Raw genomic sequence first — 26,674 nt, forward strand, 5'->3', positions numbered from 1 at the left:
CGGTGGGCAGTCCGGACAAGGGGACGGGCCCGCCGCTCCGACGCGGTCGGGCCCGCCGTGCCGGCCGGGGCCGGTCAGTCGTCACCGGGGACGGTGGTCGCCGTGCCCGGCTGTCCGGTCGCCAGGTGCTGGATCTGCGTGTCGTCCAGAGCGCCCTGGAACGTCCACACGTCCGACACGGCGCCGGGGAAGTAGGCACCGCCCCGGTCACGGCCGATCTGGAGCGACTGCGTGGCCTTGAAGGTCACGACGTTCTCGGAGTGCGAGACCCGGTCGGTGCAGCCGGTCACGTCGGGCACACCGTCCTCGTCGGCGTCCTGGCAGGCGACCTCCTCCAGCTCGCCATTGACGTAGAGCCGCAGTTCCCGGGCGAAGCCGTCGTAGACCAGCGCCAGGTGGGTCCAGTCCTCGGGCCCGTAGAACCGTCCGTTCTCCACCTCCGCGGACTCGGCGTTGCCGGTGTCGCCGTTGCTGGTGCCGATGCGCCAGCGCCCGCCGTCGCTCTGCGGGGTGCCGGAGGGCACGTACCGCAGGGAGAAGGCGTCCTTGAGTACGCCGGACGCGCTGAGCAGCGCGACCTCGGAGGTGGGCACGCCAGCCGTGTGGGCGAAGGCGCTGACCGTGAAGCTGGCGCCGGTGTCGACGGGCACCACGCCGCTCGCGGTGGTGGCGTAGTCGTCGATGCCGTCGAGCGCGAGACCCCCGTCGACCCAGGGCTCGCCGAGCGTGGCTCCCCGGTTGAGCGTCAGTCCGGCCGCGGCGGGGCCGGAGTCAGGCGTGACGGGCGGCGTGGCAGTCGACGCGGTCTCGAACTTCCAGCGGCTCTTGACCACGGGGTGCTGCTTGAAGAGCTGGCGCACCTCGTCGTCGGAGACGGCCCGGTCGTAGAGGCGTACGTCGTCCATCGCGCCCTTGAGGGGGCTGACCAGCTTGCCCCCGTGATACGTGCCGCCGACGGAGACCTCGCCGCCGGCCACCCACGGGGTGGTGAAGGCCTCGGTGGCCACCAGGACGCCGTTGACGTACAGCCGGATCTGCGACGTATCGATGTCGTAGACGCCGACGACGTGGTTCCACTCGCCGTGCCGGGCCGCGGCACATGAGGTGTTCGCCGGACACGCGGTCTGGGTGGCACGGACCACCGTGGACTCGGCCTGGTCGCTCTGCTCCCGCATGAACACCCAGCCGCCGAGCGCCGAGGAGTGGTACAGCTCGAAGCCAGGGTTGACGGCGCTCGACTGGGCGATGGCGGACATCGCCCGCCCCTCCTTGTCCTTGGGCAGCTTCACCCAGGTGGACACCGTGAAACTCTGGTACGTGTCCATGATCGGCCGACCGGTGGTGGCGTAGTCGTCGACCCCGTCGAACTCCAGGGCCTTGCCGTCCACGCCCGTGGCGCCGCTGACGGTGCCGCCCTTGAGCTCGGCGGGCGCCTCCTGGGCACGCCCGGTCAGGGCGACGGCTTCGGCGTTCTCGTCCAGCGGGAAGACCAGCTTGGCGGGCCGCGCCGAGGTGACCGGGCGGCGCTCGAAGAGCTGGGTCACCTGCCCGTCGTTGACCTGGTAGTCGAAGAAGTGCACCTCGTCCACGGCACCCTTGAAGAAGTTGGACACGGTCCCGTAGTGCGAGGCGGCACCGATCAGGGTGCGGCCCCGGGCGTCCCAGGCGGTTGCCGGGGCGGGGGTGGTGGCGACGAGCACGCCGTCGACGTACAGCTTCATGGTCTGGGCGGGCACGCTGTAAGCGGCGACCAGATGGGTCCACCGGTCGGTCCGGGCGCTCTGACAGGTGGTGTTGCCGGTGGGGCAGGCCGGCTGACCTGCGCGCAGCGTGGTGGTGCCGGCCGCGTCGGTGGCGTGCTTGAGGAACTGCCAGCCGCCGAGCGCCACCGAGTAGTAGACCTCGTAGCCACTGGTGCTGGAGCCCGCCTGTGCGACCGCCACGGGCGCGCCGGAGGGGTTCGCGGGCAGCTTCGCCCACGCCGACACGGAGAAGCTCTTGGCGGTGTTGAGGACCGGTGAGTCGCTGGCGGCGTAGTCATCGGTGCCGTCCAGCTCCAGGGCCTTGCCCGTCACACCCTCGGCGCCGGGCCGCAGACCGCCGTACAGCGCGGCGGGCCAGCTTCCGCCGGTGCCCGCGACCCGGGAGGCGCCGGCGCCCTCGTCGAGCTGCCAGGACAGCCGGTCGGGCTGGCCGGAGCGGACCCGGAAGTAGTAGGTGCGGGTCTCGGAGCCGTTCCCCGCGGCGTCGAAGGCCTTGGCGGTGACGAAGTTGACGCCGGGTCTGGTCGGCATGAACTTGATCGTCTTGGCGCCGCCGCCCGACGTGGTCAGGGAACGGGCACTGCTGGGCGCTGCGTTGACCCCGAACCAGTACTTCGTGACGTCCGTGGAGCTGGAGTCGATGGTGAAGGTGCCGTACCGGCCGACACCGTCCCACCACGGGTCGTCCGGGTCGGCGTCGTCGGAGCGCGGGTACTGCGTCGAGCCGATCGCGGGACCGGCGGGCACGGAGGTGTCGTAGACGAAGTAGCAGCCGTGCGCCTTGTCCGAGCTCCACGGCGACCACTGGCCGCCGTCCCAGGCCCGCGCCTCCCACGCCACCGTCCGGTTCTGCGGTACGGACGTGGGCAGCTGGACGGAGAAGTCGGAGCCGGAGGCCTTGGCGGTGCTCTTGGCCGAGATCCAGCGCTGCTTCCAGCCGTCACCGCTGTCCCACAGGGCGCGGAACTGCACCTGGAGGCGGTCGCCGTCCGGATCGGTCACGTCGCCGGCCCGGACGGTCGCCCGGGAGCGGACCCGCACCGCGCCGGAGCTCGTCGCGCAGGGGCCGCCCGGGTCCATCGTGAGTTTGGAGGTGCTGATCCTCGACGGCGGGCGGTTGTACTGGACCCTCAGGTAGGCGTCGTCGGAGAAGCGCTTCCAGGTGTAGCGGTCCTCCTCGCTGGTGGCACGCAGGCCGAAGGTCAGGGTCGGCCACTTGCCGGCCGCCGCCTGGGCGACGGCGCCCTTCACGTCGAACTCGGCGTCGGCCGCGGCGCACCCGTCGTGGCCGTGGGCGAAGCTGCGGGTCTGCAGGTGGTCGACCCAGAAGCCGGAGGCGTTCTGACTGTTCCAGGTGGTGCCGGAGTTGATGCCCTTGGTGCGCCAGAGCTGCACCTCGCGGGCGTCGCAGGAGGCGGCATGCGTCTCGCGGACGACGAACTCCGCGGAGAGGATGCTGCGGCCCGCGAACTTGGTGGTCGGGATCTGGTAGAAGAGCCGTTTCGTGTCGTAGGGCATGCAGTAGTTCCAGCCGCAGTACCCGAGGCCCGCGTCCGGGTCACCGTTGAACTTCCACTGCGGCGAGGAGTCCCAGTACTTGGAGGCCATCGTCCAGGCGGTGCCGCGCGGCGTGTACCACTGGGGGTCGATGAAGACGGGGTAGACGGTGTCGGGGCCCGTGAGGAGTTCCTGGTCCGGGGTGAGCACCAGTTCCTCACCACCGGAGGACACGTCGACGCCGACCGGTGTCAGCCGGGCCGATTCGGCGGCGGTGGCCTCGGAGCCGGCCTCGCTCGCGGATGAGGCGGTGCGCGCGGCGGAAGCGGGTTCGGTGGCAGCGCCCTCCGGCGCGTCCTCCGTCTCGGCGCCGGTGCTGGAATCCCACATCATGGGGCGCGGTGCCTCGAACACGACGCCGCCCGCACCCCTGTCGACCGCTTCGAGGCCGCCGTCCGCGGTCTCCCGGGTGGCCAGCCCGTCCGCCCCGAGCCGCAGCCTGAGCCGGTCGAGCTCCTCGTTCCCCGCCGCCTCGGCGGTCCTGACGACCAGGAGCTGGGTGAAGCCCTCGGGACGCGCGGCCAGCCGCAGGTCGACGTCGGGAAGTATGTCCCGGTACGTCGCCGTGTCACCCTCCAGGACCGGCGCCGGTACGCTGCCCGGCCACGACAGCTCCAGCGCCCGGCCTGCTCGCTCCATGCGCACCAGCGGCCCGTCACCGCCGCCGGAGAACGCCAGCCCGACCGCGGCCGCCGCAGGGGCGATCATGCCCTGGTCAGGCCCCGATCCGACGGCGGCGAGCCTGGTGTCGACCGGGTGCCACTCCCCGTCGATCCGGGTCCGCACCGGCCGGAGGTGCTCTCTGGCCTCCAGGGCGCCCGACGGGGTGGCGTACACCTCCGAGGACTCGCCGCGCAGGGCGAGCACCTCGACGTCGCGGCCGGTGCGCCGTGCCAGGGCGAGCGCCTCCGCCTCGGTGGCGGCGGCCCCGGCGCTCTCCCCGGCGTCGCCGACGCGCTCGCTCACCTGGGCGGCGACCTGCCGATCCGGCGCGGGCTCGGCCCCGGCGAGGGGCGCGCCCCACGGCAGCAGGCCGATGGTCACTCCGACCGCCGCGCAGACCGCCACCGCCCCGACCGATCCACCAGCTCTCGCGCGAGTGCGCGCACGACGAAACATTCCGGCCCCTCCCCGTCCGGCCACCCCGAGCGACCGTGCTGTGGCCACGTCAAGCTAGGTGCCGGTGGGGCAGGAAGTGTGAATTCCGCATGGCGGAACCAAGAAGTCGATCTGGACGGAAGTGAAGGAAGTGAAAAGGGGTGTTGGTGGGGCTGACGTCAGGAGTGGCGCACCGATTCGGGGCAGCCACCGTCCTGGAGGCCGGTGGCCGGACGGGTCGACCGCCGGGTCACTTTCTTCCGCCGAGCCGGTGCGCGCCACCGGCACCGGGAGACCGCAACTCCGAGCCGGGTGCCGTCAGACAGTTCCCAGGTCCACGGTTTTCAGGAGCCGGTGCTGCGGGAGCCGGCGTGCTGTCCGCCGATGCCACGCCGCCCGGCGTCCGAAGCGCCCGTCCGTCCCGCGTGTCCGTTCACGCACCGCCCCGGTGAGCCCGTCCCCCCGCCGCCGTCCTCGGTGCGCAAGGATTGGGGTATGGCCAACCGACTTGCGCAGACCACCTCCCCGTACCTCCGCCAGCACGCCGACAACCCCGTCGACTGGTGGCCGTGGTCGCCCGAGGCGTTCGAGGAGGCCCGCCGCCGCGGCGTGCCCGTGCTGCTCAGCGTCGGGTACGCCAGCTGCCACTGGTGCCATGTGATGGCCCACGAGTCATTCGAGGACGCCACCGTCGCCGACTACCTCAACGCGCACTTCGTGCCGGTCAAGGTCGACCGCGAGGAGCGGCCCGACGTGGACGCCGTGTACATGGAGGCCGTGCAGGCCGCGACCGGTCAGGGCGGCTGGCCGATGACCGTCTTCCTGACCGCCGACGCCGAACCCTTCTACTTCGGCACCTACTTCCCGCCCGAGCCCCGTCACGGCATGCCCTCCTTCCAGCAGGTTCTGGAGGGGGTCGTGGCCGCCTGGACCGACCGGCGCGAGGAGGTCGCGGAGGTGGCCGGGCGCATCGTCCGGGACCTCGCCGGCCGCTCCCTGGCCGCCGGGGGGACGGAACTGCCCGGCGAGCCGGACCTGGCGCAGGCCCTGCTGCGGCTGACCCGGGACTACGACGAGAAGCACGGCGGCTTCGGCGGCGCCCCCAAGTTCCCCCCGTCCATGGTCATCGAGTTCCTGCTGCGCCACCACGCCCGTACGGGGGCCGAGGGCGCCCTGCAGATGGCCGCCGACAGCTGTGCGGCCATGGCGCACGGCGGGATCTACGACCAGCTCGGCGGCGGTTTCGCCCGCTACTCGGTGGACCGCGAGTGGGTCGTCCCGCACTTCGAGAAGATGCTGTACGACAACGCCCTGCTGTGCCGCGTCTACGCCCATCTGTGGCGGGCCACCGGATCGGACCTCGCCCGCCGGGTGGCCCTGGAGACCGCCGACTTCATGGTGCGCGAGCTGCGGACGGCCGAGGGCGGCTTCGCCTCCGCGCTGGACGCCGACAGCGAGGACGCGCAGGGGCGGCACGTCGAGGGCGCGTTCTACGTGTGGACCCCCGCGCAGCTGCGCGAGGTGCTGGGCGAGGAGGACGCGGCCTTCGCCGCCGGGTACTTCGGCGTCACCGAGGAGGGCACCTTCGAGGAGGGCTCGTCGGTCCTGCGGCTCGCCCGGAACGGGCAGGAGCAGGACGCCGGCCCGGCGCGGGTCGCCGACGTGCGAGCCCGTCTGCTGGCGGCGCGTGAGCTGCGCGCCCGCCCCGAGCGGGACGACAAGATCGTGGCCGCCTGGAACGGCCTGGCTATCGCGGCGCTGGCCGAGACCGGGGCGTACTTCGACCGTCCTGACCTCGTGGAGCGGGCCACCGAGGCCGCCGACCTGCTGGTACGCGTGCACATGGGCGACGTCGCCCGCCTCTGCCGCACGTCGAGGGACGGCCGGGCCGGGGACAACTCCGGGGTGCTGGAGGACTACGGCGACGTGGCCGAGGGCTTCCTCGCGCTCGCCTCGGTCACGGGCGAGGGGGTCTGGCTGGAGTTCGCGGGGTTCCTGCTGGACATCGTCCTCGCGCACTTCAGGGGCGAGCACGGGGAGCTGTTCGACACCGCCGACGACGCGGAGCAGCTGATCCGGCGCCCCCAGGACCCCACCGACAGCGCCACCCCGGCCGGCTGGACCGCGGCCGCGGGCGCACTGCTCTCGTACGCCGCCCACACCGGCTCCGAGGCGCACCGCTCGGCGGCCGAGGGAGCGCTCGGGATCGTCGCGGCGCTGGGCCCGAAGGCGCCCCGGTTCATCGGCTGGGGGCTGGCCGTCGCCGAAGCCCTGCTGGACGGGCCGCGTGAGGTGGCGGTGGCGGGCCCGGTCGCCGGGGAGCTGCACCGCACGGCGCTGCTGGGGTCGGCTCCCGGCGCCGTGGTCGCGGCGGGGGAGGGGCCGGACGCGGGGGCCGAGTTCCCGCTGCTGGTGGACCGGCCGCAGGTGGGCGGTGAGCCGACCGCGTACGTCTGCCGCCACTTCGTGTGCGACGCGCCGACGACGGACGCGGGGGAGCTGGCCGTGAAGCTCGGCGGCTGACGCGAGCCGTACGGCGTGGGGCCCGGCCGTGGCGGCCGGGCCCCACGCCGTACGGGACCGTTCAGTTCTGCTGGTAGGCGACCAGTGAGATGCCGACGTAGTGCGCGACGAACGCCGCCAGCGTCAGCGAGTGGAACACCTCGTGGAAGCCGAACCAGCGCGGTGACGGGTTCGGGCGCTTCAAGCCGTAGATCACGCCCCCCGCGCTGTAGAGCAGCCCGCCGACGACGACGAGGACCAGCACCGCGACGCCGCCGGCGCGCATGAAGTCCGGCAGGAAGAAGACGGCGGCCCAGCCCATCGCGATGTAGCAGGGGGTGTAGAGCCAGCGGGGGGCGCCGACCCAGAAGACGCGGAAGGCGATACCGGCCGCCGCGGCGCCCCAGATCGCCCACATGAGCGGGCGGCTGGTGGACTCGGGCAGCAGCAGGAGAGCGAGCGGTGTGTAGGTGCCCGCGATGATCAGGAAGATGTTCGCGTGGTCCAGCCTGCGGAGCACCGCCTCACCGCGCGGGCCCCACGTGCCGCGGTGGTAGACCGCGCTCACGCCGAAGAGCAGGCAGGCCGTGAGTATGTAGACCGCGCAGGCGACCCGCGCGCGCGTGCCGTCGGCGAGGGCGATGAGGGTGACTCCGGCGATCACCACGGCGGGGAACATCCCCGCGTGCAGCCAGCCGCGCATGCGTGGCTTCACGGGGACTGGGTCGGTGAGCTCGACGGGTCCGGACGTGGCGGCAGAAGTCATGTCCAGCATGTTACCTACGCTTCCGTAGGTAACCGATCCGAGTGGCGATGCTCACGTGTGCGGCCCTCTGGACATATGGGCAAGATGGTCGGATGATCAAATGAGTGCGGTCGGCACCGGATGAGCGCCAGGGGTAGTTGAAGGGGTAAGCATCCGGGTCGCAGCCCCCACGGGGCCTGACAACACACCCTCTCTACAAGGAGCGATCGTGGCGCGAGACATCGCGGCTCCCCTCACTGTCCCCACTCGGCACCAGGAGCTCGTCTCCTGGGTGGACGAGATCGCCGCTCTCACCCAGCCGGACCGCGTGGTCTGGTGCGACGGCTCCGAGGCCGAGTACGAGCGCCTGTGCGAGGAGCTCGTCGCCAAGGGCACCTTCACGAAGCTCGACCCGGTCAAGCGCCCGAACTCGTACTACGCCGCCTCCGACCCGAGCGATGTCGCCCGCGTCGAGGACCGCACCTACATCTGTTCCGAGGAGGAGCAGGACGCGGGCCCGACCAACCACTGGAAGGACCCCGCCGAGATGCGGGAGATCTTCGCCGGTGAGAACGGTGTCTTCCGCGGCTCCATGCGCGGACGCACGATGTACGTCGTCCCGTTCTGCATGGGCCCCGTCGGCTCGCCGCTCTCCGCGATCGGCGTCGAGATCACCGACTCCGCGTACGTCGCCGTCTCGATGCGCACCATGACGCGCATGGGTCAGGCGGTCCTCGACGAGCTCGGGACCGACGGCTTCTTCGTCAAGGCCGTCCACACCCTCGGCGCCCCCCTGGCCGAGGGCGAGGCGGACGTCCCGTGGCCCTGCAACTCCACGAAGTACATCTCGCACTTCCCCGAGGACCGCGAGATCTGGTCCTACGGCTCGGGCTACGGCGGCAACGCCCTGCTCGGCAAGAAGTGCTACGCCCTGCGCATCGCGTCCGTCATGGCCCGGGACGAGGGCTGGCTCGCCGAGCACATGCTGATCCTGAAGCTCACGCCGCCGCGCGGCGAGAGCAAGTACGTCGCCGCCGCCTTCCCCAGCGCCTGCGGCAAGACCAACCTCGCCATGCTGGAGCCCACGATCTCCGGCTGGACCGTCGAGACCATCGGCGACGACATCGCCTGGATGCGCTTCGGCGAGGACGGTCAGCTGTACGCGATCAACCCGGAGGCCGGTTTCTTCGGTGTCGCGCCCGGTACCGGTGAGCACACCAACGCCAACGCCATGAAGACCATGTGGGGCAACTCCGTCTTCACCAACGTGGCGCTCACCGACGACGGTGACGTGTGGTGGGAGGGCATGACCGAGGAGCTTCCCGCGCACCTCACGGACTGGAAGGGCAACGACTGGACCCCGGAGTCCGGCACGCCCGCCGCCCACCCCAACGCCCGCTTCACCGTGCCGGCCGGCCAGTGCCCGATCATCGCGCCGGAGTGGGAGGACCCCAAGGGCGTGCCGATCTCGGCGATCCTCTTCGGTGGCCGCCGCGCCTCCGCCGTCCCGCTGGTCACCGAGTCCTTCACCTGGCAGCACGGCGTCTTCCTCGGCGCCAACGTCGCCTCCGAGAAGACCGCCGCCGCCGAGGGCAAGGTCGGCGAGCTGCGCCGCGACCCGTTCGCCATGCTGCCGTTCTGCGGCTACAACATGGGCGACTACATGCAGCACTGGATCGACGTCGGCGCGGACAAGCCGGACCAGTCCAAGCTGCCGAAGATCTACTACGTCAACTGGTTCCGCAAGGACGAGGCCGGCAGGTTCGTGTGGCCCGGCTTCGGTGAGAACAGCCGCGTCCTGAAGTGGATCGTCGAGCGCCTGGAGGGCAAGGCCGAGGGGGTCGAGACGCCGATCGGAATCCTCCCGGCCAAGGGCTCCCTGGACACCGAGGGCCTGGACCTGTCCGAGGCCGACCTCGACTTCCTGCTCGACGTCGACAAGGAGGTCTGGCGCGAGGAGGCGGCGCTGATCCCCGGGCACCTCGAGACCTTCGGCGACCACGCGCCGAAGGAGCTGTGGGACGAATACCGCTCGCTGGTCCGCCGCCTGGGCTGACCCGGCTCCCCGTCCCCGTGGCGGGTCCCGTCGACAACCGCCCTGACCTGTGGGGGTCAGCGGCCCGCCGCGGTACGGCACCCGGAGCCCAGGTGGCTCCGGGTGCCGCTTTCTTCCCCGCAGGCCGGCGGAGGCGCGACGACGTCCTGATTGGGCGAGAACGTCCATACATCGCCGACAACTTGCGCACATAACCTTCACATCTGTTGCATGATGCCCACAGGGGCGCCCGGGGAGACAGGGGTGCCGACAACTCTGTGGGGGAACAAAGTTGAACAGGTCAGGGAACACAGGACGCGGCATCGCGGCGCTCGCCGCGCTCGTCATCGCCGGCGCGGGTCTCACCGTCCTCACCGCGCCCGCCGCGCACGCGGCGGATGACGACGTGGCCAAGCTGCCGATCACGTCGTTCTCCAGCATGGTGGTCGACTCCGTGCACGAGCGCGTCTACATCAGCGACGACACCCGGAGCCTGAACACCAAGTCGTCGGTGCTCGTCTACAACTTCGAGGGCCAGCGGGTGGCCACGCTCACGAGCTCACAGGGCGCCGTGGGCGGCATGGCGCTCTCCGCGGACAGCACGAAGCTCTTCGTGTCGGAGATGGGCCGGATCGCCGCGTACGACACCGAGACCTACGTGAAGTCCTTGCACACGTCGACCAGTTACTGGGGCGAGTGCGGGCGCCAGGTCGCCTATTCGGGCGGCAAGGTGTGGCACACCGAGACGCCCACCGCCAGTGGGTGCGAGCAGTACCGGAGCTTCCTCTACGGCAGCACCCTCGGCGCGCCCACCGCCACAGGCTGGGACGGCACCGGGAAGCTCTACTTCGCGACGACGCCGGAGGTCCCGGACACCCTGGTCATGGGCCAGACGCTGAGCACGGCCGGGCCGAATCCCTACCTCACCACCTTCGACAGCAGCGGCGACACGCTCGTACGGGGGCCGCAGCGCCGGTTCGCGGACAGCGAGGGGGCGGGTGGTCTCGACCTCAAGGACGTGGCGCTGTCCCCGGACGGCAGCCGGATCGCGGTCGCCGACGCCGCCCACGGCACCCGGCTGCTGGAGGCGGCCGACCTGTCCGACGCCCCGACGCCCTACGGCCCGCTGCCGCAGGGGGCGAAGGCGTCCGCCGTCGCCTTCAGCGGTGACGGCGAGTACGTCGCGCGGGGTGCCGAGGCCACCGGTTCGGTCCCCGACCTGCTGATCCAGAAGGCGGACCCGGAGGAGGGCACCTCGGCGCTCGAGTTCGCCTTCGAGGGCGAACTCGACGGAGCCCGGGTCGTGCCGCGCGGGCTCGGCTGGTCGAAGGACGGCTCCAGACTCTTCGCCCTCACCATGAACGCGTCCGCCACGTCCTTCTGGCTGCACGTGATCCAGCCCCCGGCCGCCCAGCACGACTCACGCTTCACCGGGTCGCTGTCCACCAGCCCCGGCGCGCCGGTCGTCGGGGAACCGCTCGGCATCCGGGGCAGGCTCGAACTCGACGGCCCGGCCCCCGCGGAGCCGGTCAAGGTGTCGGCCGTACGCCACGACGCCGCCGGCGACCGCAAGCTGGCGGCCGTGGAGGTCGCGGCTGACGGTACGTTCACCGTCCTCGACGTCCCCTCGCTGGTCGGCGAGGCCACGTACACCCTGTCCTTCATGGGTGATGTGACCCACCGCCCGGCCGAGGACGTCACCCTCCCCGTGACGGTGGCCAAGGCGCCGACGGCCATCACGCTCACGGCTCCGGCGGAGACGACGAAGAACCAGAGCGTGGAGATCACCGGCACCCTGACCGGCCAGGGCCGGGCGCTGCCCCCGGGCATCACCCTGTCGGTGCAGCGAGCCGACAAGAAGGGCACCGGCGCCCTCACCTCCGCGGCGGTCGCGGCCGACGGCACCTTCACGATCAGGGACCTCGCGTCCGTCCGGGGCGAGGTCGTCTATACGGTCGCCTACGCCGGTGACGACCTGCACACCGCGTCGAGCGCCACGGCCACCGTGCGGGTGCGCGCCGCCGTCTGACCGCTCGCACGCCGAACCTCCCGGACGGCGTGAGGCCCGCGCGGCCCTTCCGGGCGGCGCGGGCCTCACGTGTGTGGCACCCGGTCCACGCGTCTTCGCGACCCGTGGACCGGGGCCGTCAGGGCGCGCCGACCAGATCGGTCCGCGCGGGTGTGCCCGACAGGGCCGCGGTGTGCGCGTCCATGGCCTCGGCCGCGAGGATCGCGACGGCCGTGTCGGCGCGGGACGCGGCCACCACGAGGGCCCGGCCCGCGAGGGCGTGGGCGCGACGGTGGAGAGCGGCCGGGGACGCGCCGCTGCTGCCGGCGTGCCGGGCGGGCGGTGCGGTGCGGAGCCGGGCGACCTGCTCGGCGATCCGGTCGCCGTCTGCGGTCAGCCCCAGCTCGTCGGTGACGGCGAGCAGGGCGGCGAGGTGTCCGGCGAGCTGGATGTCGAGCTCGTCCTCGCGGCTGCGGTGGGGGAAATCGGCGTCGTCGGCCGATGTGTGGACCGATTTGGTGCGGATCGGCTCGTACATGGATGGCCTCCTGGCGTTGCAGTAAGGCCATCCTATCTTAGATTCAGTCTAAAGTTGTGCCGGGTCCTGCCGGCCGGGTGCGGGGTGCCACCCGCCGAATCCTGCCGACAGGGTGCGGGGTGCCACCCGCCGGGGGTCACGGCTGGCTGTAGCCGTCCAGGAACTTCCCGATCCGGGTCACCGCGTCGGTCAGGTCCTTGGCCGGCGGCAGCGTGACCACGCGGAAGTGGTCGGGCTCCGGCCAGTTGAAGCCCGTGCCCTGCACCACCATGATCTTCTCGGCCCGCAGCAGGTCGAGGACCATCTGGCGGTCGTCCTTGATCTTGAAGACCTTGGGGTCGAGCCTCGGGAAGAGATACAGCGCCCCCTTCGGCTTCACGCAGGTCACACCGGGGATCTGCGTCAGCAGGTCGTACGCCACGTCCCGCTGTTCCAGGATCCGCCCGCCCGGCAGCACCAGCTCGTTGATCGACTGCCGGCCGCCGAGCGCGGTGGCCACCGCGTGCTGCGCGGGCATGTTGGCGCACAGCCGCATGTTGGCGAGCACCGTCAGCCCCTCGATGTACGAGGAGGCGTGGGCCTTCGGGCCGCAGACCGCCATCCACCCGGAGCGGTAGCCCGCGATCCGGTAGTTCTTGGAGAGCCCGTTGAAGGTGAGGACCATCAGATCGGGGGCGATCGCGGCGGTGGGCGTGTGCGTCGCGCCGTCGTAGAGGATCCGGTCGTAGATCTCGTCGGAGCAGACGACCAGGTTGTGGCGGCGGGCGATCTCCGTCAGCCCGCGCAGCATCTCGTCGTCGTAGACCGCGCCCGTCGGATTGTTCGGGTTGATGATCACGAGCGCCTTGGTGCGGTCGGTGATCTTCCGCTCCAGGTCCGCGAGATCGGGCATCCAGTCGGACTGCTCGTCGCAGCGGTAGTGCACGGCCGTGCCGCCGGCCAGCGAGACCGACGCCGTCCACAGCGGGTAGTCCGGAGCGGGGACGAGCACCTCGTCGCCGTCGTCGAGCAGCGCCTGCATCGACATCTGGATCAGCTCGGACACGCCGTTGCCGAGGTAGATGTCCTCGACGCCGAGGTCGATCCCCTTGGTCTGGTAGTGCTGCATCACCGCGCGGCGCGCGGACAGCAGGCCCTTCGCGTCGCCGTAGCCGTGCGCGCCCGAGAGGTTGCGCAGGATGTCCTCGAGGATCTCCGGCGGGCACTCGAACCCGAACGCGGCGGGGTTGCCCGTGTTGAGCTTGAGGATGCGATGACCTGCCGCTTCGAGCCGCATGGCCTCTTCGAGCACGGGGCCGCGGATTTCGTAACAGACGCCGGAGAGCTTCGTGGACTGGATGACCTGCATGTCTGCGAGCTTACGACCGTGTTTCGCGCGGTGCTCCCGGTTTGCCTGCCGGTTGCTCCCTCCGGGAGCGCGCGCCGGGGGGCCGGGTCTTCCATCGGCATGCCACCCCCGGTCGCGGACCGTGGGAACGGCCGGTCGGGGAGGGGTGGCGGCTTGGAATGCGGGCGTGGGGCGCGGGACCGGGTGAGATGCGCCACGCGGGGGCGCGGGCGTGACCCGGGGGGCGTGGTGCGGGGCCCGGGCGCCGGCCCGGTACGGGCAGGCGCCCGGGCCCGCCGTCGCCTGCCCGTACCGGGGCGACGGCGAGGTGCGCCCCCTGGTCAGCCGGGCAGGACCGTCCCCTCGGGGAGGCGTACGCCGAAGTCCTCGGCCAGCACCCGGAGGACCTCCGCGGAGTCGCTCAGCTCGCGCTCCTCGACCGTGCCGTCGTCGGCCGTCTCCACCAGCGTCCGCCCGGACAGGGCGCGGTGCAGCCCGGGCAGGGTGCGCTGGGCGTAGACCGCCTGCCGGAACGGGGAGCGCGGGTTCGTCGCGATGTGCCAGTTGATGACCTCGTAGTCCGGAGCCTCGAACGGTTCCAGGGTGAACTCGTACTGCGGCTCCCAGTAGCCGCCCTTGTCCGCCTGCAGCTCCCACATCTCCAGCGGGCCGTCGTGCGGGGCGTGCACGAGCCGGTGGCGGCGCGGGGTGTCGAGCAGCTCGGCGTCGGCCACCAGCGGGATCGGCTCCAGCAGCGCACCGTGCGAGCCGAAGCCGACGTCCGCCAGCCAGGGGGCCGCCTCGCCCTCCACGTCCACCTTCATCAGCATGTGCGTGCGGGGCCGGATGTCGCCGGGCGCGGCACCCAGGACGACCCGCGCGGCCAGCAGCGTGACGTGGAACCCGAGCTGGGTCAGGGCGGCGGCCAGGAGGGTGTTCTGCTCGTAGCAATAGCCGCCGCGTTCACCGCGTACGAGCTTCTTCTCCAGGTCCGGGAGCGCGAGGGACGGGGCGCTGCCGAGGAGGGGTTCCAGATTCTCGAAGGGGATGCCCAGCATGTGGGCGCGGTGCACGGACCGCAGCACCTCCGCGGTGGGGCGGCGCTCCCCGGACCAGCCGATGCGGGCGAAGTAGGCGTCGAGGTCGAGTGTCATGGTCCGACAGTACGCAGACACCCCGGGGGTTTCTCACATGCCCTGACGGCGCAGGAGATACGGGGAAGTCGGTCCCCGTGTGCCGTGCGACGGGCCCGCCCGTACCGGCGGGCCCGTGCGCGTCACGCGGCGAGTGCGGAGCCGGGTGCGGCGGAGACGACCGAGCCGCCCTGGACGACGCCCACCATGCCGGCCGGGTCCGCCAGGAAGCCGATGTCCTCCAGCGGGTCGCCCGCCAGCACCACCAGATCGGCGTACGCGCCCGGCTCCAGGGTTCCGATCTCGCCCGTCAGGCCGAGGAGTTCGGCGGCCGTCGAGGTGGCGGCGCGGATCACGTCGATCGGTGCCTGAACCTCGGCACGGATGCGGAACTCCTCGTTCTGGTGGCGGTGCATCCCGCCCAGGAGATCGCTCCCGTACACGGTCCGCACCCCGCCCCGTGCGGCTCGCTCCAGCGCCGCGAGGCCCTCGCCGAGCACCTCGTCCACCTTGCGGTGGCTGTCGGCGGGGAGACCGAACTCGGGCCCCTCCTTCTTCAGCGCCCAGTACGTCACCAGCGTCGGCACCAGGAAGGCGTCGTACTCGGCGAACAGCCGCACGCTCTCGTCGTCCAGCAGATTGCCGTGCTCGATCGACCGGATGCCCGCCCGCAGTGCCCGGTTGACCGCGCGCGCGGTGTAGGCGTGCGCGGCGACGTAACGGTTCGCCGCCTCCGCCTCCTCGACCACCGCGCGCAGCTCGTCCATGGAGTACTGGGTGGAGTCGATGCGGTCGGTGGGCGAGGCCACACCGCCGGAGGCCATGACCTTGAGGTGATGGGCGCCCTTGCGGAGCTCGTCGCGAGCCGCCGCCCGCACCGCGTCGACACCGTCGGCCACCCTGCCGAGCCCCGCGCAGCAGGGATGGTCGTCGCTGACCCGCGTGCCACGGCCCCGGCTGTCGCCGTGCCCGCCGGTCTGACTGAGCGCACGGCCGCAGAACAGCAGCCGGGGGCCGCGCACGAGCCCTTCCTCCTGGGCGTCGCACAGGCCGTAGTCGGCGCCCGAGGCGTCCCGCACGGTGGTGAACCCGCGGTCGAGCATGCCGCCCATGATCCGGGCGCTGTGGGCGGCGACGTAGCTGGGTGAGGACGAGGGCAGCGCGCCCAGGTCGGCGGTGGAGGCCGTCACATGGACGTGGGCGTCGATCAGCCCCGGCAGCACGGGTGCGCCGGCCAGGTCGACCGTCCTGACGCCGTCGGGTGCGCTCAGCCCGGTGCCCGTCTCCACGACGCGCCCGTCGGCGCACCGCAGATCGGCCTCCTGGTAGTCGCCGGTGGCCACGTCGAGCAGTCGGGCGTTGCGCAGCAGCAGGGACACGGTGTCTCCTCGGTGAATCCGGTGCAGTGGGTGGTGGGTGCGGTGCCCGCGGTCAGGGAGCGGTCCGGCCCGACCGCGCGGCGGCGGCCCGCAGGTCCGGTACCGCACGGGCCGCGAGGGCACTCAGGGCCCGGACGGTCTCCTCGTCGTAACGTCCCTCCGCGTCGAGGGCGTTGAGCATGCCCAGCGTGCGCCCGTCGTCGACGACGGGGACGTTGACGACCGCTCCGCAGCCGAGCTCGTCGATGGTCAGGTGATCGGCGAAGACCTCGCGTACGGCGGCCCGGTCGGCTCCCAGGTAGGGCAGCTGCCGTTCGATGCACTGCTCGAGCCAGCCGCCGGACACCTCGACGGACTTCTCGCCGCCGACCGGGTACGGGCCGGGGTGGCTGCTGTGGACGCGGTGCAGAACGCGCCGCTCGGGGAACCAGGCCAGGACGGTGAAGAGGCGGACGCCCACCGTGGAGCGGATCTCCTCCTCCAGTGCGGGAAGCAGGCCGGTGGCCGTGTACGTGTCGTCGCTCATCGGGAGGTCACCTCGGATGCGGAGGATGCGGAGGATGCGGTGGACGTGGTCGATGTGGTCGGGGCGGGTGACGTGGTGCCTGCCGGGGCCCCGGTGCCGGAGGAGGCCGGTCCCGGTTCGGTGAGCTCCTCCAGGGAGCGTCCGGCGGTGCTCACGCCGAACAGCAGCGTGCAGATCACTCCGACCGCCAGCACGGCCGTGGTCAGACCGAAGACACCGGCGAAACCGAAGCTCGCCGAGGAGACCCCGATGATCACCGGGGCGAGGATGGAGCCGACCCGGCCGAAGGCGCTGGACAGGCCCGTCCCGCTGGCCCTGATCCAGGTCGGGAAGACCTCGGGGGTGTACGAGTAGACGCCCGCGTAGGTGCCGTTGAGGAAGAAGGAGAGCACCGCTCCGGCCAGGGTGATCGACACCGGCGTGGTGGTCTGGCTGAGCCAGAAGGCGCTGAGGGCCGAGCCGGTGAGGTAGAGGGCGATGACGTTCTTGCGGTCGAGCCGCTCGGAGAGCCAGGCGGCGGAGAAGTATCCGGGGACCTGCGCCAGGTAGATGATGATCGAGAACTCGAAGCTCTTGGTGACCGTGATGCCGCGCTGGATCAGCAGCGTCGGGATCCACGAGAAGAAGCCGTAGTACGAGAACGTGATCACGAACCAGATCAGCCAGGTGATCGCCGTACGGCGGGCCATCGCGCCGCTCCACAGGTACTTCAGCGCGGCGAACAGGCCGAGCGCGGGCCGTGCGGGAGCGATCGCGGCCTTCGCCGCCACGGTGTCCTCCACCGGTACGGGAGGCAGCGGCTTGCCGATGGCCTTCTCGACCTTGCGCTCCAGATCGGAGACGACCTTCTCCGCCGCCGCGAGCTCACCCCGGGCGATCAGATAGCGCGGGGACTCGGGGAGCGAGCGCCGCCACCAGAGCAGCATCACCACCGGCAGCGCGGTGATCACCTGGGCGACGCGCCAGCCCTCGGGGAGGGTCGGGACGACGAATCGGCCGATGAGCGCGGCGGCGACGAAGCCGAAGGAGAAGAAGCCGGCGAGTGCGCCGACGAACCAGCCCCGGCGTGCGGCAGGCACGAACTCGGAGAGGAACGGGGCGATGATGGCGCTCTCGGCGCCCGCCCCGGCGCCGGCCAGGATCCGCGCTCCGAGGAAGAGCTCGTAGTTGGGCGCGAAGGCCGCCACCAGGGAGAAGAAGGCGTAGAAGGCGAGCGCCCACATCATGACCTTGCGCCGGCCGATCCGGTCACCCAGCAGTCCGGCGGCGACGGCGCCGAAGAGGAAGCCGAAGGGCGAGGCGGAGCCGATGAGCCCCAGCGCGCCGTTGCTGAGGTCCCAGGTCTCCTGCGCGCTCGGCATCAGGAAGGCGACGACGGCCGAGTCCATCCCGTCGAAGGTGTAGCCGAGGCCGCCGATCAGGAGCAGGGCGTAATGGGGCTTGCTCAGCGGCAGCCGGTCCAGTCGGGCCAAAAGCGTCATGCCGCACCTCCAGGTCTTCGAGTTGGAGGCAACGTAATATGCAAAATGAATGAACTGCAATGGTTGTTGCAGAATTTTTTGATCGTTACACCGGTAACCTGGGCCGGAAACACGCCGGAGGCCCGTAGTGCGGGACGCCGTGTCGTGCGCGGGTGCGGAGAGCGGAGGGGGAGACCGGTGGCGGCAGCAGGGTCCGAGGCCGACGCGGATGTCACCGAGGGTGCCGACGGGGGGAAGGAACCCGGCGACGGGCGGGACGCCCCGGACGTGGGTGACAGCTTCGAGGACTGGCTGCGCGGCCGGCTCCCCGCGCGCGGCCTGCGCAGCAAGGGCACCGCCGTCCTGGACGTCCTGCTCACCCAGCCTCGCCGGGCCTCGTTCGCCTCGACCGCCGAACTCGCCTCCCTGGCCGCGGTGAACATCGCCACCGTCACCCGCACCGCCCAGACCCTCGGCTTCGCCGGCTGGCCCGCGCTCCAGCAGGAGCTGAGGGCCCGCTATCTCTCGGCCCTCAGCGCCCCGGACGTAGCCGCGGAGCACCATGCGACGGACGGGGTGGCGGACGCGTCCCTGCGTCGCGACCTGGACAGTGTCGCCCTGCTGACGCGCCGGCTGGACGGCGGCGCCGTACGGCGCGTCGCCGAGGCCGTGGCGGCGGCCCGGCACACGGTGGTGGTCGCCGACGGCAGCTACGCGGCGACCGGCATCGCCTTCGCGCACAACGCGCGGCTGGCCGGCTACCGCGTTACCGCGATCACCGGCGGGGACGCGCAACTCGCCAACGTCATCTCCGACATGACGGACGAGGACGCGCTCGTCGCCATCAGTTTCTGGCGGCTGTACGCGAGCACCGTCCTCGCGGCCGGTGAGGCGCACCACCGCGGCGCCAAGGTCTTCGCCCTCACGGACGCGGCGAGCCCGGCGCTCACCGAGGCCGCGGACGAGGTCCTCCTCGTGCCCGCCGAAGGCGTCTCCTTCTTCCCCTCGCTCACAGCCGGGACGGCGGTGGTGCAGGCCGTCGTCGCGGAGCTGGCCGCCATCGATCCGGAGCGGACCCGCCTGGCCATCGAGGCCGCCGAAGCCCAGTGGGACCGCTTCGGCCTGCTGCACCGGCGCCCCCGGCCGCGTAACGGGTCCGCCGAGCACTGAGGGCCCGCGTCCGGGGAGGGCTGGGCGCGTGAGCCCGGCGCCGCCCTCGCCGGGCCCCGTCGTGGGTCAGGAGCCAGGCGGTGGCTCGACGCGGGCCAGCCAGGCGGTCAGCAGTGTCTCCAGGTGCGCGGCCTCCTGTGGCGACAGTGCGTCCAGCAGGCGGCGTTCGTTCTGCATGTGCGCGCCGAAGGCCTGGTCGATCAGGTCCCGCCCCGCCGGGGTGAGCGCCACCACCCGCCCCCGGCCGTCGGCCGTCGAGCGGCGGCGCGTCACGAGCCCGTCGCGCTCCAGGCGGTCGATCCGCTTCGTCATGGCGCCCGTCGTGACCATCGTGTGTGCGGCCAGTTCCCCCGGAGCGCGCTCGTACGGCTCGCCCGCGCGCCGGAGGGCCGCGAGCACGTCGAACTCGCCCTCGCCCAGGCCGTGGCGGCGGTACACGGCGGTCAGTTGCTCGGTGAGCAGCGCGCCCAGCCGGTGCAGCCGCCCGATCACGGCCTGAGGGCTCACGTCCAGATCCGGGCGCTCCCTGGCCCATTCGGCCTGGATGCGTGCCACGTGATCCGGCTGTCCCTCGGGGTGTTCCGCCATGACATCACTATAGCTTCCCGGGAAGGCATAATGGCTTCCATGGAAGCTAATATGCGCTGGACGCTGGTCACGGCGGTGGCTCCTGTCTCCTGGGGCACGAACTACTACGTCACCCACGCCTATCTGCCCGCCGGTGAGCCCCTGTACGGCGCCGCGATCAGGGCCCTGCCCGCCGGACTGCTGCTGCTGGCGGTCCGGCGGGAGCTGCCGCGGGGTTCGTGGTGGTGGCGCAGCGCCGTGCTCGGCCTGCTCAACGCGGGCGCCTTCTTCGCCCTGGTCTACATCGCCGCCCAGACGCTCCCGACCAGCCTCGCCTCGACGATCATGGCCACCTCGCCCATGGTCATGATGGCGGTCGCCTGGGGGCTCGTCGCGGAACGTCCGCACGCGCGGCACCTTGCCGGGGCGGTCGTCGGGGCCGGGGGAGTAGCGCTCATGCTGCTCGGCGGCGACGCGTCGGCCTCGCCCGGCGGGGTGGCCGCCTCGGTGGCGGCCATGCTGCTGTCGTCCGTGGGGTACGTCCTGGCCAAGCGGTGGGGCGGCGGGGTCGATCTGCTCGCCTCCACCGCCTGGCAGTTGACCGCCGGCGGTCTGGTGCTGCTGCCGTTCGCGGTCCTCGTGGAGGGCGCGCCGCCCGCCCTGGACGGTCCGGCCCTGCTGGGTTTCGCCTATGTCGCCGTGGTGGCGACGGCCCTCGCCTTCGCCGCGTGGTTCGCCGGTCTGCGGCACCTGCCCGCCGCCACCGTCGGCCTGGTGGGGCTGCTCAACCCGGTGACGGGTGTGCTGCTGGGCACGCTGATCGCCGGCGAGGTGCTGACGGTCCGCCAGTTCTGCGGGACGGGACTCGTGCTCGCCGGAGTCCTCCTCGGGCGGCCGATGGTCAGGCGTGCGGCCCGGTCGCGCGCGGCCGCGGGGGCGGCCGGGCCGGTCCGCTGACCCGGCGACGGCTTGATCCCGCCCCTTGTCGGGCACTCCTCCATGCGCAAGCATGCGCATGTCAAAACCGGAAGAACTCCGGTCACTGGCACCTCTGGAGGGGACCCCACATGAACAAGCCTCTCGTCGGCGCACTTCTTTCCGTTCTGGTCCTCGGGGCGGGCGTCGCGCCCGCGGCGGCGTCCACGGCCACGAGCCCGGACGAGGCCGGGGTCCGGGTGAAGGCCGTGACCTTCGCCGGGACCGTCGCGCTCAGCAACTGCTCCGGCTCCGTCGTCCGGACGCCCTCGTCACAGCCGGGGGACCCGGCCCTCGTCCTGTCGAACGGTCACTGCCTGGAGACCGGTTTCCCGGACCCGGGCGAGGTCGTGCTCAACAGGTCCTCGACCCGCAGCTTCACCCTGCTGAACGCCGCGGGCAGCGGGGTCGGCACCCTGCGGGCGTCCAAGATCGCGTACGGGACGATGACGGACACCGACGTCTCGCTGTACCAGCTGACCAGGACCTATGCCCAGATCGAGAGCTCCTACGGCATCAAGGCCCTCGAGCTCGACACCGCCCGCCCGACGCAGGGCAGGGCGATCACCGTCGCCTCCGGCTACTGGAAGCGCACCTACAGCTGCGCCGTCGACGGGTTCGCCTACCGCCTGAAGGAGGGTGCCTGGACCTGGAAGGACTCGGTCCGCTACACCTCCGCCTGCCGGACGATCGGCGGTACGTCGGGATCCCCGGTGATCGACGACGCGACCGGCAAGGTCGTCGCCGTCAACAACACCGGCAACGAGGACGGGCAGCGGTGCACGGACAACAACCCGTGCGAGGTGGCCGAGAACGGCACCGTGACCGTGCGCGAGGGCATCAACTACGCCCAGCAGACGTACACCTTGGTGCCGTGCATCGGCGCCGGTAGCCAGATCGACCTGAACCGGTCCGGCTGCACGCTGCCCAAGCCGTAGGGACGGGGCGGGTGCGGCCGCGCCGGCCGCACCCGCGTTCCCTCAGGCCCGCGCGCGGCCCGTGCCCCGTACCGCCCGGCCCGCGAGGGTGGGAGTGCGCTTCCCGTCCTCGATGACGAAGCGCCCGTCGATCAGGACGTGCGGGATGCCGACCGGCAGGACACGCGGCTCCTCGAAGGTCGACCCGGCCGCCACGGTGGCCGGGTCGAAGAGGACCAGGTCCGCACGGTATCCCTCGCGGACGAGGCCGCGGTCCGGCAGTCGCAGACGCGCGGCCGGGCGGGAGGTGAGGTGGGCGACGCACTCCTCCAGCGGGAGGATGCCCAGCTCCCTCACGTAGCGGCCGAGGTACTGGGGGAACGTCCCGTACGCCCGGGGGTGCGGCTTGTCGCCCTGGAGGATGCCGTCGCTGCCGCCGGTGTGCACCCGGTGGCGCATGATCTGCCGCACGTTCTCCTCATGGCCCACGTGCTGGAGGATCGTCGTGCCCAGCCGGTCCCCGGTGAGCAGCCGACGGGCCGTCACCCACGGTTCCTCGCCGCGGAGCCGGGCGGACTCGGCCACCGTACGGCCGACGTGGTCCGACAGGTCCGGGTTGCCGACGCCGGAGATCTCTATCGTGTCCCACTCGATCGGGACACCGTGGCAGCCGTCGGATCCCAGGACCTCCATGTGGTGGCGGATCCGTTCGGCCGTCGCCTCGTCGGCGAGCCGGGTCAGGATCGGCTCCGGACCGCCCTCGCTCGCCCAGCTGGGCAGCATCGCCACGAGAGTCGTGCAGCCGGGCGTGTACGGATAGGTGTCCAGGGAGATGTCCGCGCCCCCCGCGAGGGCCTCGTCCAGGAGGGCGAGGAGTTCCGGGGCCCTGCCCTTGTTCACGCCGAAGTTCATGGTCGCGTGCGCGAGATGGAGGGCGCAGCCGGCGTCGCGGGTGAGCCGTACCATCTCCTCGTACGCCTGGAGGGCCCCGGCCCCGTACGAGCGGTGGTGCGGGCAGTAGTAGCCGTCGTTGGCGGCCACCACCCGGCAGAGCGCGGTGAGTTCGGCGTCCTTCGCGTACATCCCCGGTGTGTAGGTCAGGCCCGAGGACATGCCGACCGCGCCCTCGGCCATGCCCTGGGCGACGAGCTCCTTCATGCGGTCCAGCTCGGCCGCGGTGGCGGGACGGTCGTCCCAGCCGACGGCGAGCATCCGGACCGTGCCCTGCGGGATGAGGTAGGCGGCGTTGACGGCGATGCCCTGGCCGCCGAAGTTGCGGTCGAGGCGGTCCAGGTAACCGCCGACGGTGCGCCAGTCGAAGTCGATGTCGCCGCCGTCGCCGTTCCATCCGGCGATGGAGCGGCGGACCTCGGCGAGCGTGCGGTCGTCGGCGGGGGCGTACGACAGGCCGTCCTGGCCGAGGACCTCCAGCGTGACGCCCTGGGCCGCCTTCGCGCTGTGGTCGGGGTCGCGCAGCAGGGCGAGATCGCTGTGCGCGTGCATGTCGATGAAGCCCGGCGAGAGCGCGAGCCCGTCGGCGTCCAGGATGCGGGAGGCCGACGGGCGGGGGCCGTCGCCCTCCTCGCGGATCTCGGTGATCCGGCCGTCCGTGATGCCCACGTCGGCGCGGTAGGAGGGGTTACCGGTGCCGTCGACGACGCGGGCGTCGCGGATGACCAGGTCCATGGGAGTGCCGCCTTTCGGGTGGTGAGGGCTCCGCCGGCTCAGAAGAAGGTGCGGATGTAGTCGGTGACGGTGCCGTCCGCCTCGACCAGCGGGATCAGCTGCCACTTGTCGAACGAGGTGCAGGGGTGCGAGAGGCCCATGCCGAGCCAGTCGCCGACCTCCAGCCCGGCGTCCGCGTCCGTGCGTACCCAGCCGTGCTGGTCGGACAGCCCGCTCACGGTGATGCCGGTGGCCGGCCGCACCGAACCGTCGCGCGCGGAGCGGACGGCCTGCGCCTCGGGCAGGTCCAGGTCGTAGGCGGCGTCACGCTTGCCCGCGTTCACGAAGGCCTGCTCGGCGGTGGGGCGGGAGACGACCTGCGCCCAGAGCCGGAAGGCCGGTTGCAGTGCGCCCTCCTCGGGGACCCGGTTGAAGGGGGTGAGGTGGCGGTAGTGGCCGTCGTCGTGGCTGACGTACGCACCGGAGCGCAGCAGCTTGAGGGCTGGCCGGCTCAGCGCGGGGATCTCGGCGAACACGTCGGCGACGGCGTCGAACCACGCGCTTCCGCCCGCGCTGACCACGATCTCCTCGCCGTCGGCCAGCGCGGTGAAACGGCCGGCCGCGTCGAAGTCGGCGGCGAGCGCGACGAGCCGTCGCAGCCACTCACGCACCCGCTCCGGAGTGGCGTCGGGCACCTCGCCCTCGTAACCGGCGACGCCCACCAGGCGCAGGGTGGACGCGGCGGCCACCGCGTCGGCGACCGCCGCGCAGTCGGCCTCCGTGCGGGCGCCGGTGCGGGCACCCTGGCCGGCGCCCAGCTCCACCACGACGTCGACGGGGCGCACCGCGCCGGCCGCGCGCAGGGCCTCGTCCATCAGCTCGACCCCGCGCACGGAGTCGACGTAGCAGGCGAAGGCGAAGTCCGGGTCGGCGTCCAGCTCGCCGGCCAGCCAGCGCAGGGCCACCGCGTCGACGAGCTCGTTGGCCAGGAAGATCCGGCGGATGCCGTGGGCGCGGTACACCCGGGCCTGGTGGGGGACCGCCGCTGTGATGCCCCAGGCGCCGTGCTCCAGCTGGCGGGCGAAGAGCTGGGGGGACATCGACGTCTTGCCGTGCGGCGCGAAGGCCAGACCGTGCCGCTCCGCGTACGTCTCCAGGAGGGCGAGGTTGGCCTCGACCGATTCGGCGGACAGGGCCAGCACGGGGGTGGTGAAGCCGCCCGTGAAGAGGTTGCGGCGCTCGGCGGCCAGGGCGCCGACGGTCAGCCCCTCGGCGTCGGGCGGCAGCGCCTTGAAGCGGTGGTCGACCACTTCGCCGGCGAGTGCCTTCGCGGACTGTTCGGCGGACTGCTGGGCGGCCAAGGGATCCTCCTCGGAGACTTGCCGTTGCATTATCTGCAACGGCCATTGCGCATATCGCTCAAGGCTGTCTAACATCCGAGCCGATGCCGGGTCAATGGTGTGCACCGGCGCCCACGGCCGACCCAGAGGAGCCCAGAGTGTCCGGACACGCAGCCAGGACAGCCACAGCGGACGTCGTCTGCCTCGGTGAGTCCATGGTGACGTTCCTGCCCTCGCAGCCGGGCCGCCTCGCCGACGTCCCCTCCTTCGGCCGGGGTATCGGCGGCGCCGAGTCCAACGTCGCCTGCGCGCTGGCCGCCGCAGGCCACCGGGCGGCCTGGGTCGGCCGGGTCGGCGCGGACGGCTTCGGCGACCACCTCGTCGAGGCCATCGCCGGCTACGGCGTCGACACCTCCGCCGTACGCCGCGATCCGGACCGCCCCACCGGCATCTACTTCCGCACGGCGACGGACAGGGCCACCGACGCCCACGAGGTGGCGTACTACCGGGCCGGGTCCGCCGCCTCGGCGATGTCCCCGCACAACGTCCCGTACGAGGACGTCCTCGGCGGCCGTGTCCTGCACCTGTCCGGCATCACCGCCGCGCTCTCCGCCGACTGCCTGGCGCTCCTCGACGACCTCACTGCACCCCGGGAGAACCGCCCGCTGATCTCCTTCGACGTCAACCACCGGCCCGGCCTGTGGCGCGGCGGCGACGCGGGCCCCGAAGTGCTGCTCGGCCTCGCCCGCCGCAGCGACCTCGTCTTCGTCGGCGAGGACGAGGCGGAGGAGGCGTGGGGCCTCCACGGAGCGGAGGCGATCCGCGCGGCCCTGCCGGAGCCGGACGTGCTGGTCGTCAAGCGGGGATCCGACGGCGTCACCGTCTTCTCGCGCGACGGCGACCCGGCGCAGGACACCGTCACCGACGTCCCCTCCCTCCGCGTGGACGTCGTCGCCGCCGTCGGCGCCGGTGACGCCTTCGCCGCCGGGTTCCTCTCCGCCACCCTGCGCGACCTGCCCGTACGCGACCGGGCCCGGCACGGCCACCTCATGGCCGCGGCCGTCCTCACCGTCCCCGGCGACCTCACGGGCCCCCCGCCCCGCGCACACGCCGACCGGCTGGCCGCCCTGGACGACGAGGCCTGGGGCACACTTCGTCTCGGCCCCGGCTGGACAGCCGCCGCAGGGGCGAACGAGGAGGTACGTGTCACATGAGCCAGACCGTCGACCGCGCGCTGAGCATCCTGCCGCTGCTCGCCCAGGGCCCCGCCGACCTCGGCCAGGTCGCCGAGCGGCTCGGCGTCCACAAGTCCACGGCGCTGCGCCTGCTCCGTACGCTCCACGAGCACGGGCTCGTCTACCGCCAGGAGGACCAGCGCTACCGCCTCGGCGCGCGCCTCTTCGCCCTCGCGCAGGAAGCCGTCGAGAACCTCGACGTGCGCGAGATCGCCCACAGCCACCTCGTCGCGCTCAACGAGCAGTGCGGGCACACCGTCCACCTCGCGGTGTACGAGGAGAACGAGGTCCTCTACATCGACAAGGTCGAGAGCCGCTACCCCGTACGCATGTACTCGCGGATCGGCAAACCCGTCGCGATCACCGTCGCCGCGGTCGCCAAGCTGCTCCTGGCCGACCTCACCGAGCCCGAGCGGCGCGTGATCGCCGAACGGCTCGACTACCCCATGTACACGTCCCGTTCGGTCCCGAACGCCGGCGCCTTCCTCAAGGAGCTCGCCGTCGTACGCGAACAGGGCTGGGCCACCGACCTCGGCGGCCACGAGGAGTCCATCAACTGCGTCGGTGCCCCCATCCGGGGCGCGGACGGGCGGGTCGTCGCCGCCATGTCGGTGTCCGCGCCGAACGTGGTCGTCACGGCCGAGGAACTCCTCACCCTGCTCCCCCTGGTGCGACGCACCGCGGACACCATCAGCCGGGAGTACTCCGGCACCACCCCCACCCAGAAAGCCTGA

19 protein-coding genes are annotated in these 26,674 nt (G+C 72.1%); 8 read left to right on the forward strand and 11 right to left on the reverse strand.

Annotation, left to right across the window (positions count from 1 at the left end; translation table 11 throughout):
• Positions 1 to 74 precede the first annotated feature (74 nt).
• Positions 75 to 4,388: a LamG-like jellyroll fold domain-containing protein gene (locus tag ACFYQ6_RS11085; RefSeq protein ID WP_388762507.1), complete on the reverse strand. Its 4,314-nt coding sequence runs from the start codon at positions 4,386 to 4,388 to the stop codon at positions 75 to 77.
• Between the two features lie 525 nt (positions 4,389 to 4,913).
• Between ACFYQ6_RS11085 and ACFYQ6_RS11090 the strand changes: the two genes are divergently transcribed.
• A complete protein-coding gene (locus ACFYQ6_RS11090) occupies positions 4,914 to 6,941 on the forward strand; it encodes a thioredoxin domain-containing protein (RefSeq protein ID WP_388762510.1) in 2,028 nt (675 codons plus the stop codon).
• Positions 6,942 to 7,002: 61 nt separating this feature from the next.
• On the opposite strand, the gene ACFYQ6_RS11095 is transcribed toward ACFYQ6_RS11090, so the two are convergent.
• On the reverse strand, positions 7,003 to 7,686 hold the full coding sequence (locus ACFYQ6_RS11095; protein WP_361582534.1) for a hemolysin III family protein: 684 nt from the start codon (positions 7,684 to 7,686) through the stop codon (positions 7,003 to 7,005).
• Positions 7,687 to 7,894: 208 nt separating this feature from the next.
• On the opposite strand from ACFYQ6_RS11095, the gene ACFYQ6_RS11100 reads away from it, so the two are divergent.
• Positions 7,895 to 9,721, forward strand: coding sequence for a phosphoenolpyruvate carboxykinase (GTP) (locus ACFYQ6_RS11100; RefSeq protein ID WP_388762513.1), 1,827 nt, complete (start codon positions 7,895 to 7,897; stop codon positions 9,719 to 9,721).
• 271 nt (positions 9,722 to 9,992) lie between these two features.
• Positions 9,993 to 11,729 carry an Ig-like domain repeat protein gene (locus ACFYQ6_RS11105; protein ID WP_361582540.1) on the forward strand — a complete coding sequence of 579 codons (1,737 nt, stop codon included), beginning with the start codon at positions 9,993 to 9,995 and terminating at the stop codon, positions 11,727 to 11,729.
• Positions 11,730 to 11,847: 118 nt separating this feature from the next.
• Here the strand turns inward: ACFYQ6_RS11105 and ACFYQ6_RS11110 are convergent, their stop codons facing one another.
• The 6 genes from ACFYQ6_RS11110 to ACFYQ6_RS11135 all read right to left on the reverse strand — a co-directional run bounded on the left by ACFYQ6_RS11110 (position 11,848) and on the right by ACFYQ6_RS11135 (position 18,092).
• Entirely contained in the window at positions 11,848 to 12,246 is a 399-nt protein-coding gene (locus tag ACFYQ6_RS11110) for a hypothetical protein (RefSeq protein ID WP_388762516.1), read from the reverse strand.
• A gap of 136 nt (positions 12,247 to 12,382) precedes the next feature.
• Positions 12,383 to 13,594 carry a pyridoxal phosphate-dependent aminotransferase gene (locus tag ACFYQ6_RS11115; RefSeq protein ID WP_361582546.1) on the reverse strand — a complete coding sequence of 404 codons (1,212 nt, stop codon included), beginning with the start codon at positions 13,592 to 13,594 and terminating at the stop codon, positions 12,383 to 12,385.
• Positions 13,595 to 13,914: 320 nt separating this feature from the next.
• Positions 13,915 to 14,727: an arylamine N-acetyltransferase gene (locus ACFYQ6_RS11120; RefSeq protein ID WP_361579888.1), complete on the reverse strand. Its 813-nt coding sequence runs from the start codon at positions 14,725 to 14,727 to the stop codon at positions 13,915 to 13,917.
• Positions 14,728 to 14,849: 122 nt separating this feature from the next.
• Positions 14,850 to 16,085, reverse strand: a complete 1,236-nt coding sequence (locus ACFYQ6_RS11125; RefSeq protein WP_361579890.1) for an amidohydrolase family protein — start codon at positions 16,083 to 16,085, stop codon at positions 14,850 to 14,852.
• Between the two features lie 52 nt (positions 16,086 to 16,137).
• The gene (locus tag ACFYQ6_RS11130; protein WP_361579892.1) at positions 16,138 to 16,611 is read right to left on the reverse strand and encodes a GAF domain-containing protein; all 474 of its coding nucleotides are present in this window, start codon (positions 16,609 to 16,611) and stop codon (positions 16,138 to 16,140) included.
• Entirely contained in the window at positions 16,608 to 18,092 is a 1,485-nt protein-coding gene (locus tag ACFYQ6_RS11135; protein ID WP_361579894.1) for an MFS transporter, read from the reverse strand. The genes ACFYQ6_RS11130 and ACFYQ6_RS11135 overlap by 4 nt, the downstream gene beginning before the upstream one ends.
• A 177-nt stretch (positions 18,093 to 18,269) precedes the next feature.
• On the opposite strand from ACFYQ6_RS11135, the gene ACFYQ6_RS11140 reads away from it, so the two are divergent.
• Positions 18,270 to 19,241, forward strand: coding sequence for a MurR/RpiR family transcriptional regulator (locus tag ACFYQ6_RS11140; RefSeq protein ID WP_361579896.1), 972 nt, complete (start codon positions 18,270 to 18,272; stop codon positions 19,239 to 19,241).
• Positions 19,242 to 19,307: 66 nt separating this feature from the next.
• Here the strand turns inward: ACFYQ6_RS11140 and ACFYQ6_RS11145 are convergent, their stop codons facing one another.
• The gene (locus tag ACFYQ6_RS11145; protein WP_361579898.1) at positions 19,308 to 19,829 is read right to left on the reverse strand and encodes a MarR family transcriptional regulator; all 522 of its coding nucleotides are present in this window, start codon (positions 19,827 to 19,829) and stop codon (positions 19,308 to 19,310) included.
• Positions 19,830 to 19,868: 39 nt separating this feature from the next.
• On the opposite strand from ACFYQ6_RS11145, the gene ACFYQ6_RS11150 reads away from it, so the two are divergent.
• Positions 19,869 to 20,765 carry an EamA family transporter gene (locus tag ACFYQ6_RS11150; protein WP_361579900.1) on the forward strand — a complete coding sequence of 299 codons (897 nt, stop codon included), beginning with the start codon at positions 19,869 to 19,871 and terminating at the stop codon, positions 20,763 to 20,765.
• Positions 20,766 to 20,875: 110 nt separating this feature from the next.
• Positions 20,876 to 21,721 carry a serine protease gene (locus tag ACFYQ6_RS11155; protein ID WP_361579902.1) on the forward strand — a complete coding sequence of 282 codons (846 nt, stop codon included), beginning with the start codon at positions 20,876 to 20,878 and terminating at the stop codon, positions 21,719 to 21,721.
• A 42-nt stretch (positions 21,722 to 21,763) separates the two neighbouring features.
• Here ACFYQ6_RS11155 and ACFYQ6_RS11160 read toward each other — a convergent pair whose 3' ends face one another.
• Entirely contained in the window at positions 21,764 to 23,386 is a 1,623-nt protein-coding gene (locus ACFYQ6_RS11160; RefSeq protein ID WP_388762526.1) for an amidohydrolase family protein, read from the reverse strand.
• 38 nt (positions 23,387 to 23,424) lie between these two features.
• Positions 23,425 to 24,756 (reverse strand): alanine racemase, encoded by a 1,332-nt coding sequence (locus ACFYQ6_RS11165; protein ID WP_388762528.1) that lies wholly within the window; start codon positions 24,754 to 24,756, stop codon positions 23,425 to 23,427.
• 107 nt (positions 24,757 to 24,863) lie between these two features.
• Here ACFYQ6_RS11165 and ACFYQ6_RS11170 point away from each other — a divergent pair, with 107 nt between their 5' ends.
• Together ACFYQ6_RS11170 and ACFYQ6_RS11175 are read left to right on the forward strand one after the other, a co-directional pair.
• Positions 24,864 to 25,919 (forward strand): sugar kinase, encoded by a 1,056-nt coding sequence (locus tag ACFYQ6_RS11170; protein WP_388762531.1) that lies wholly within the window; start codon positions 24,864 to 24,866, stop codon positions 25,917 to 25,919.
• Entirely contained in the window at positions 25,916 to 26,674 is a 759-nt protein-coding gene (locus ACFYQ6_RS11175) for an IclR family transcriptional regulator (protein WP_361579910.1), read from the forward strand. The genes ACFYQ6_RS11170 and ACFYQ6_RS11175 overlap by 4 nt, the downstream gene beginning before the upstream one ends.

Source organism: Streptomyces sp. NPDC005494 (assembly GCF_042872025.1).
GTDB lineage: Bacteria > Actinomycetota > Actinomycetes > Streptomycetales > Streptomycetaceae > Streptomyces.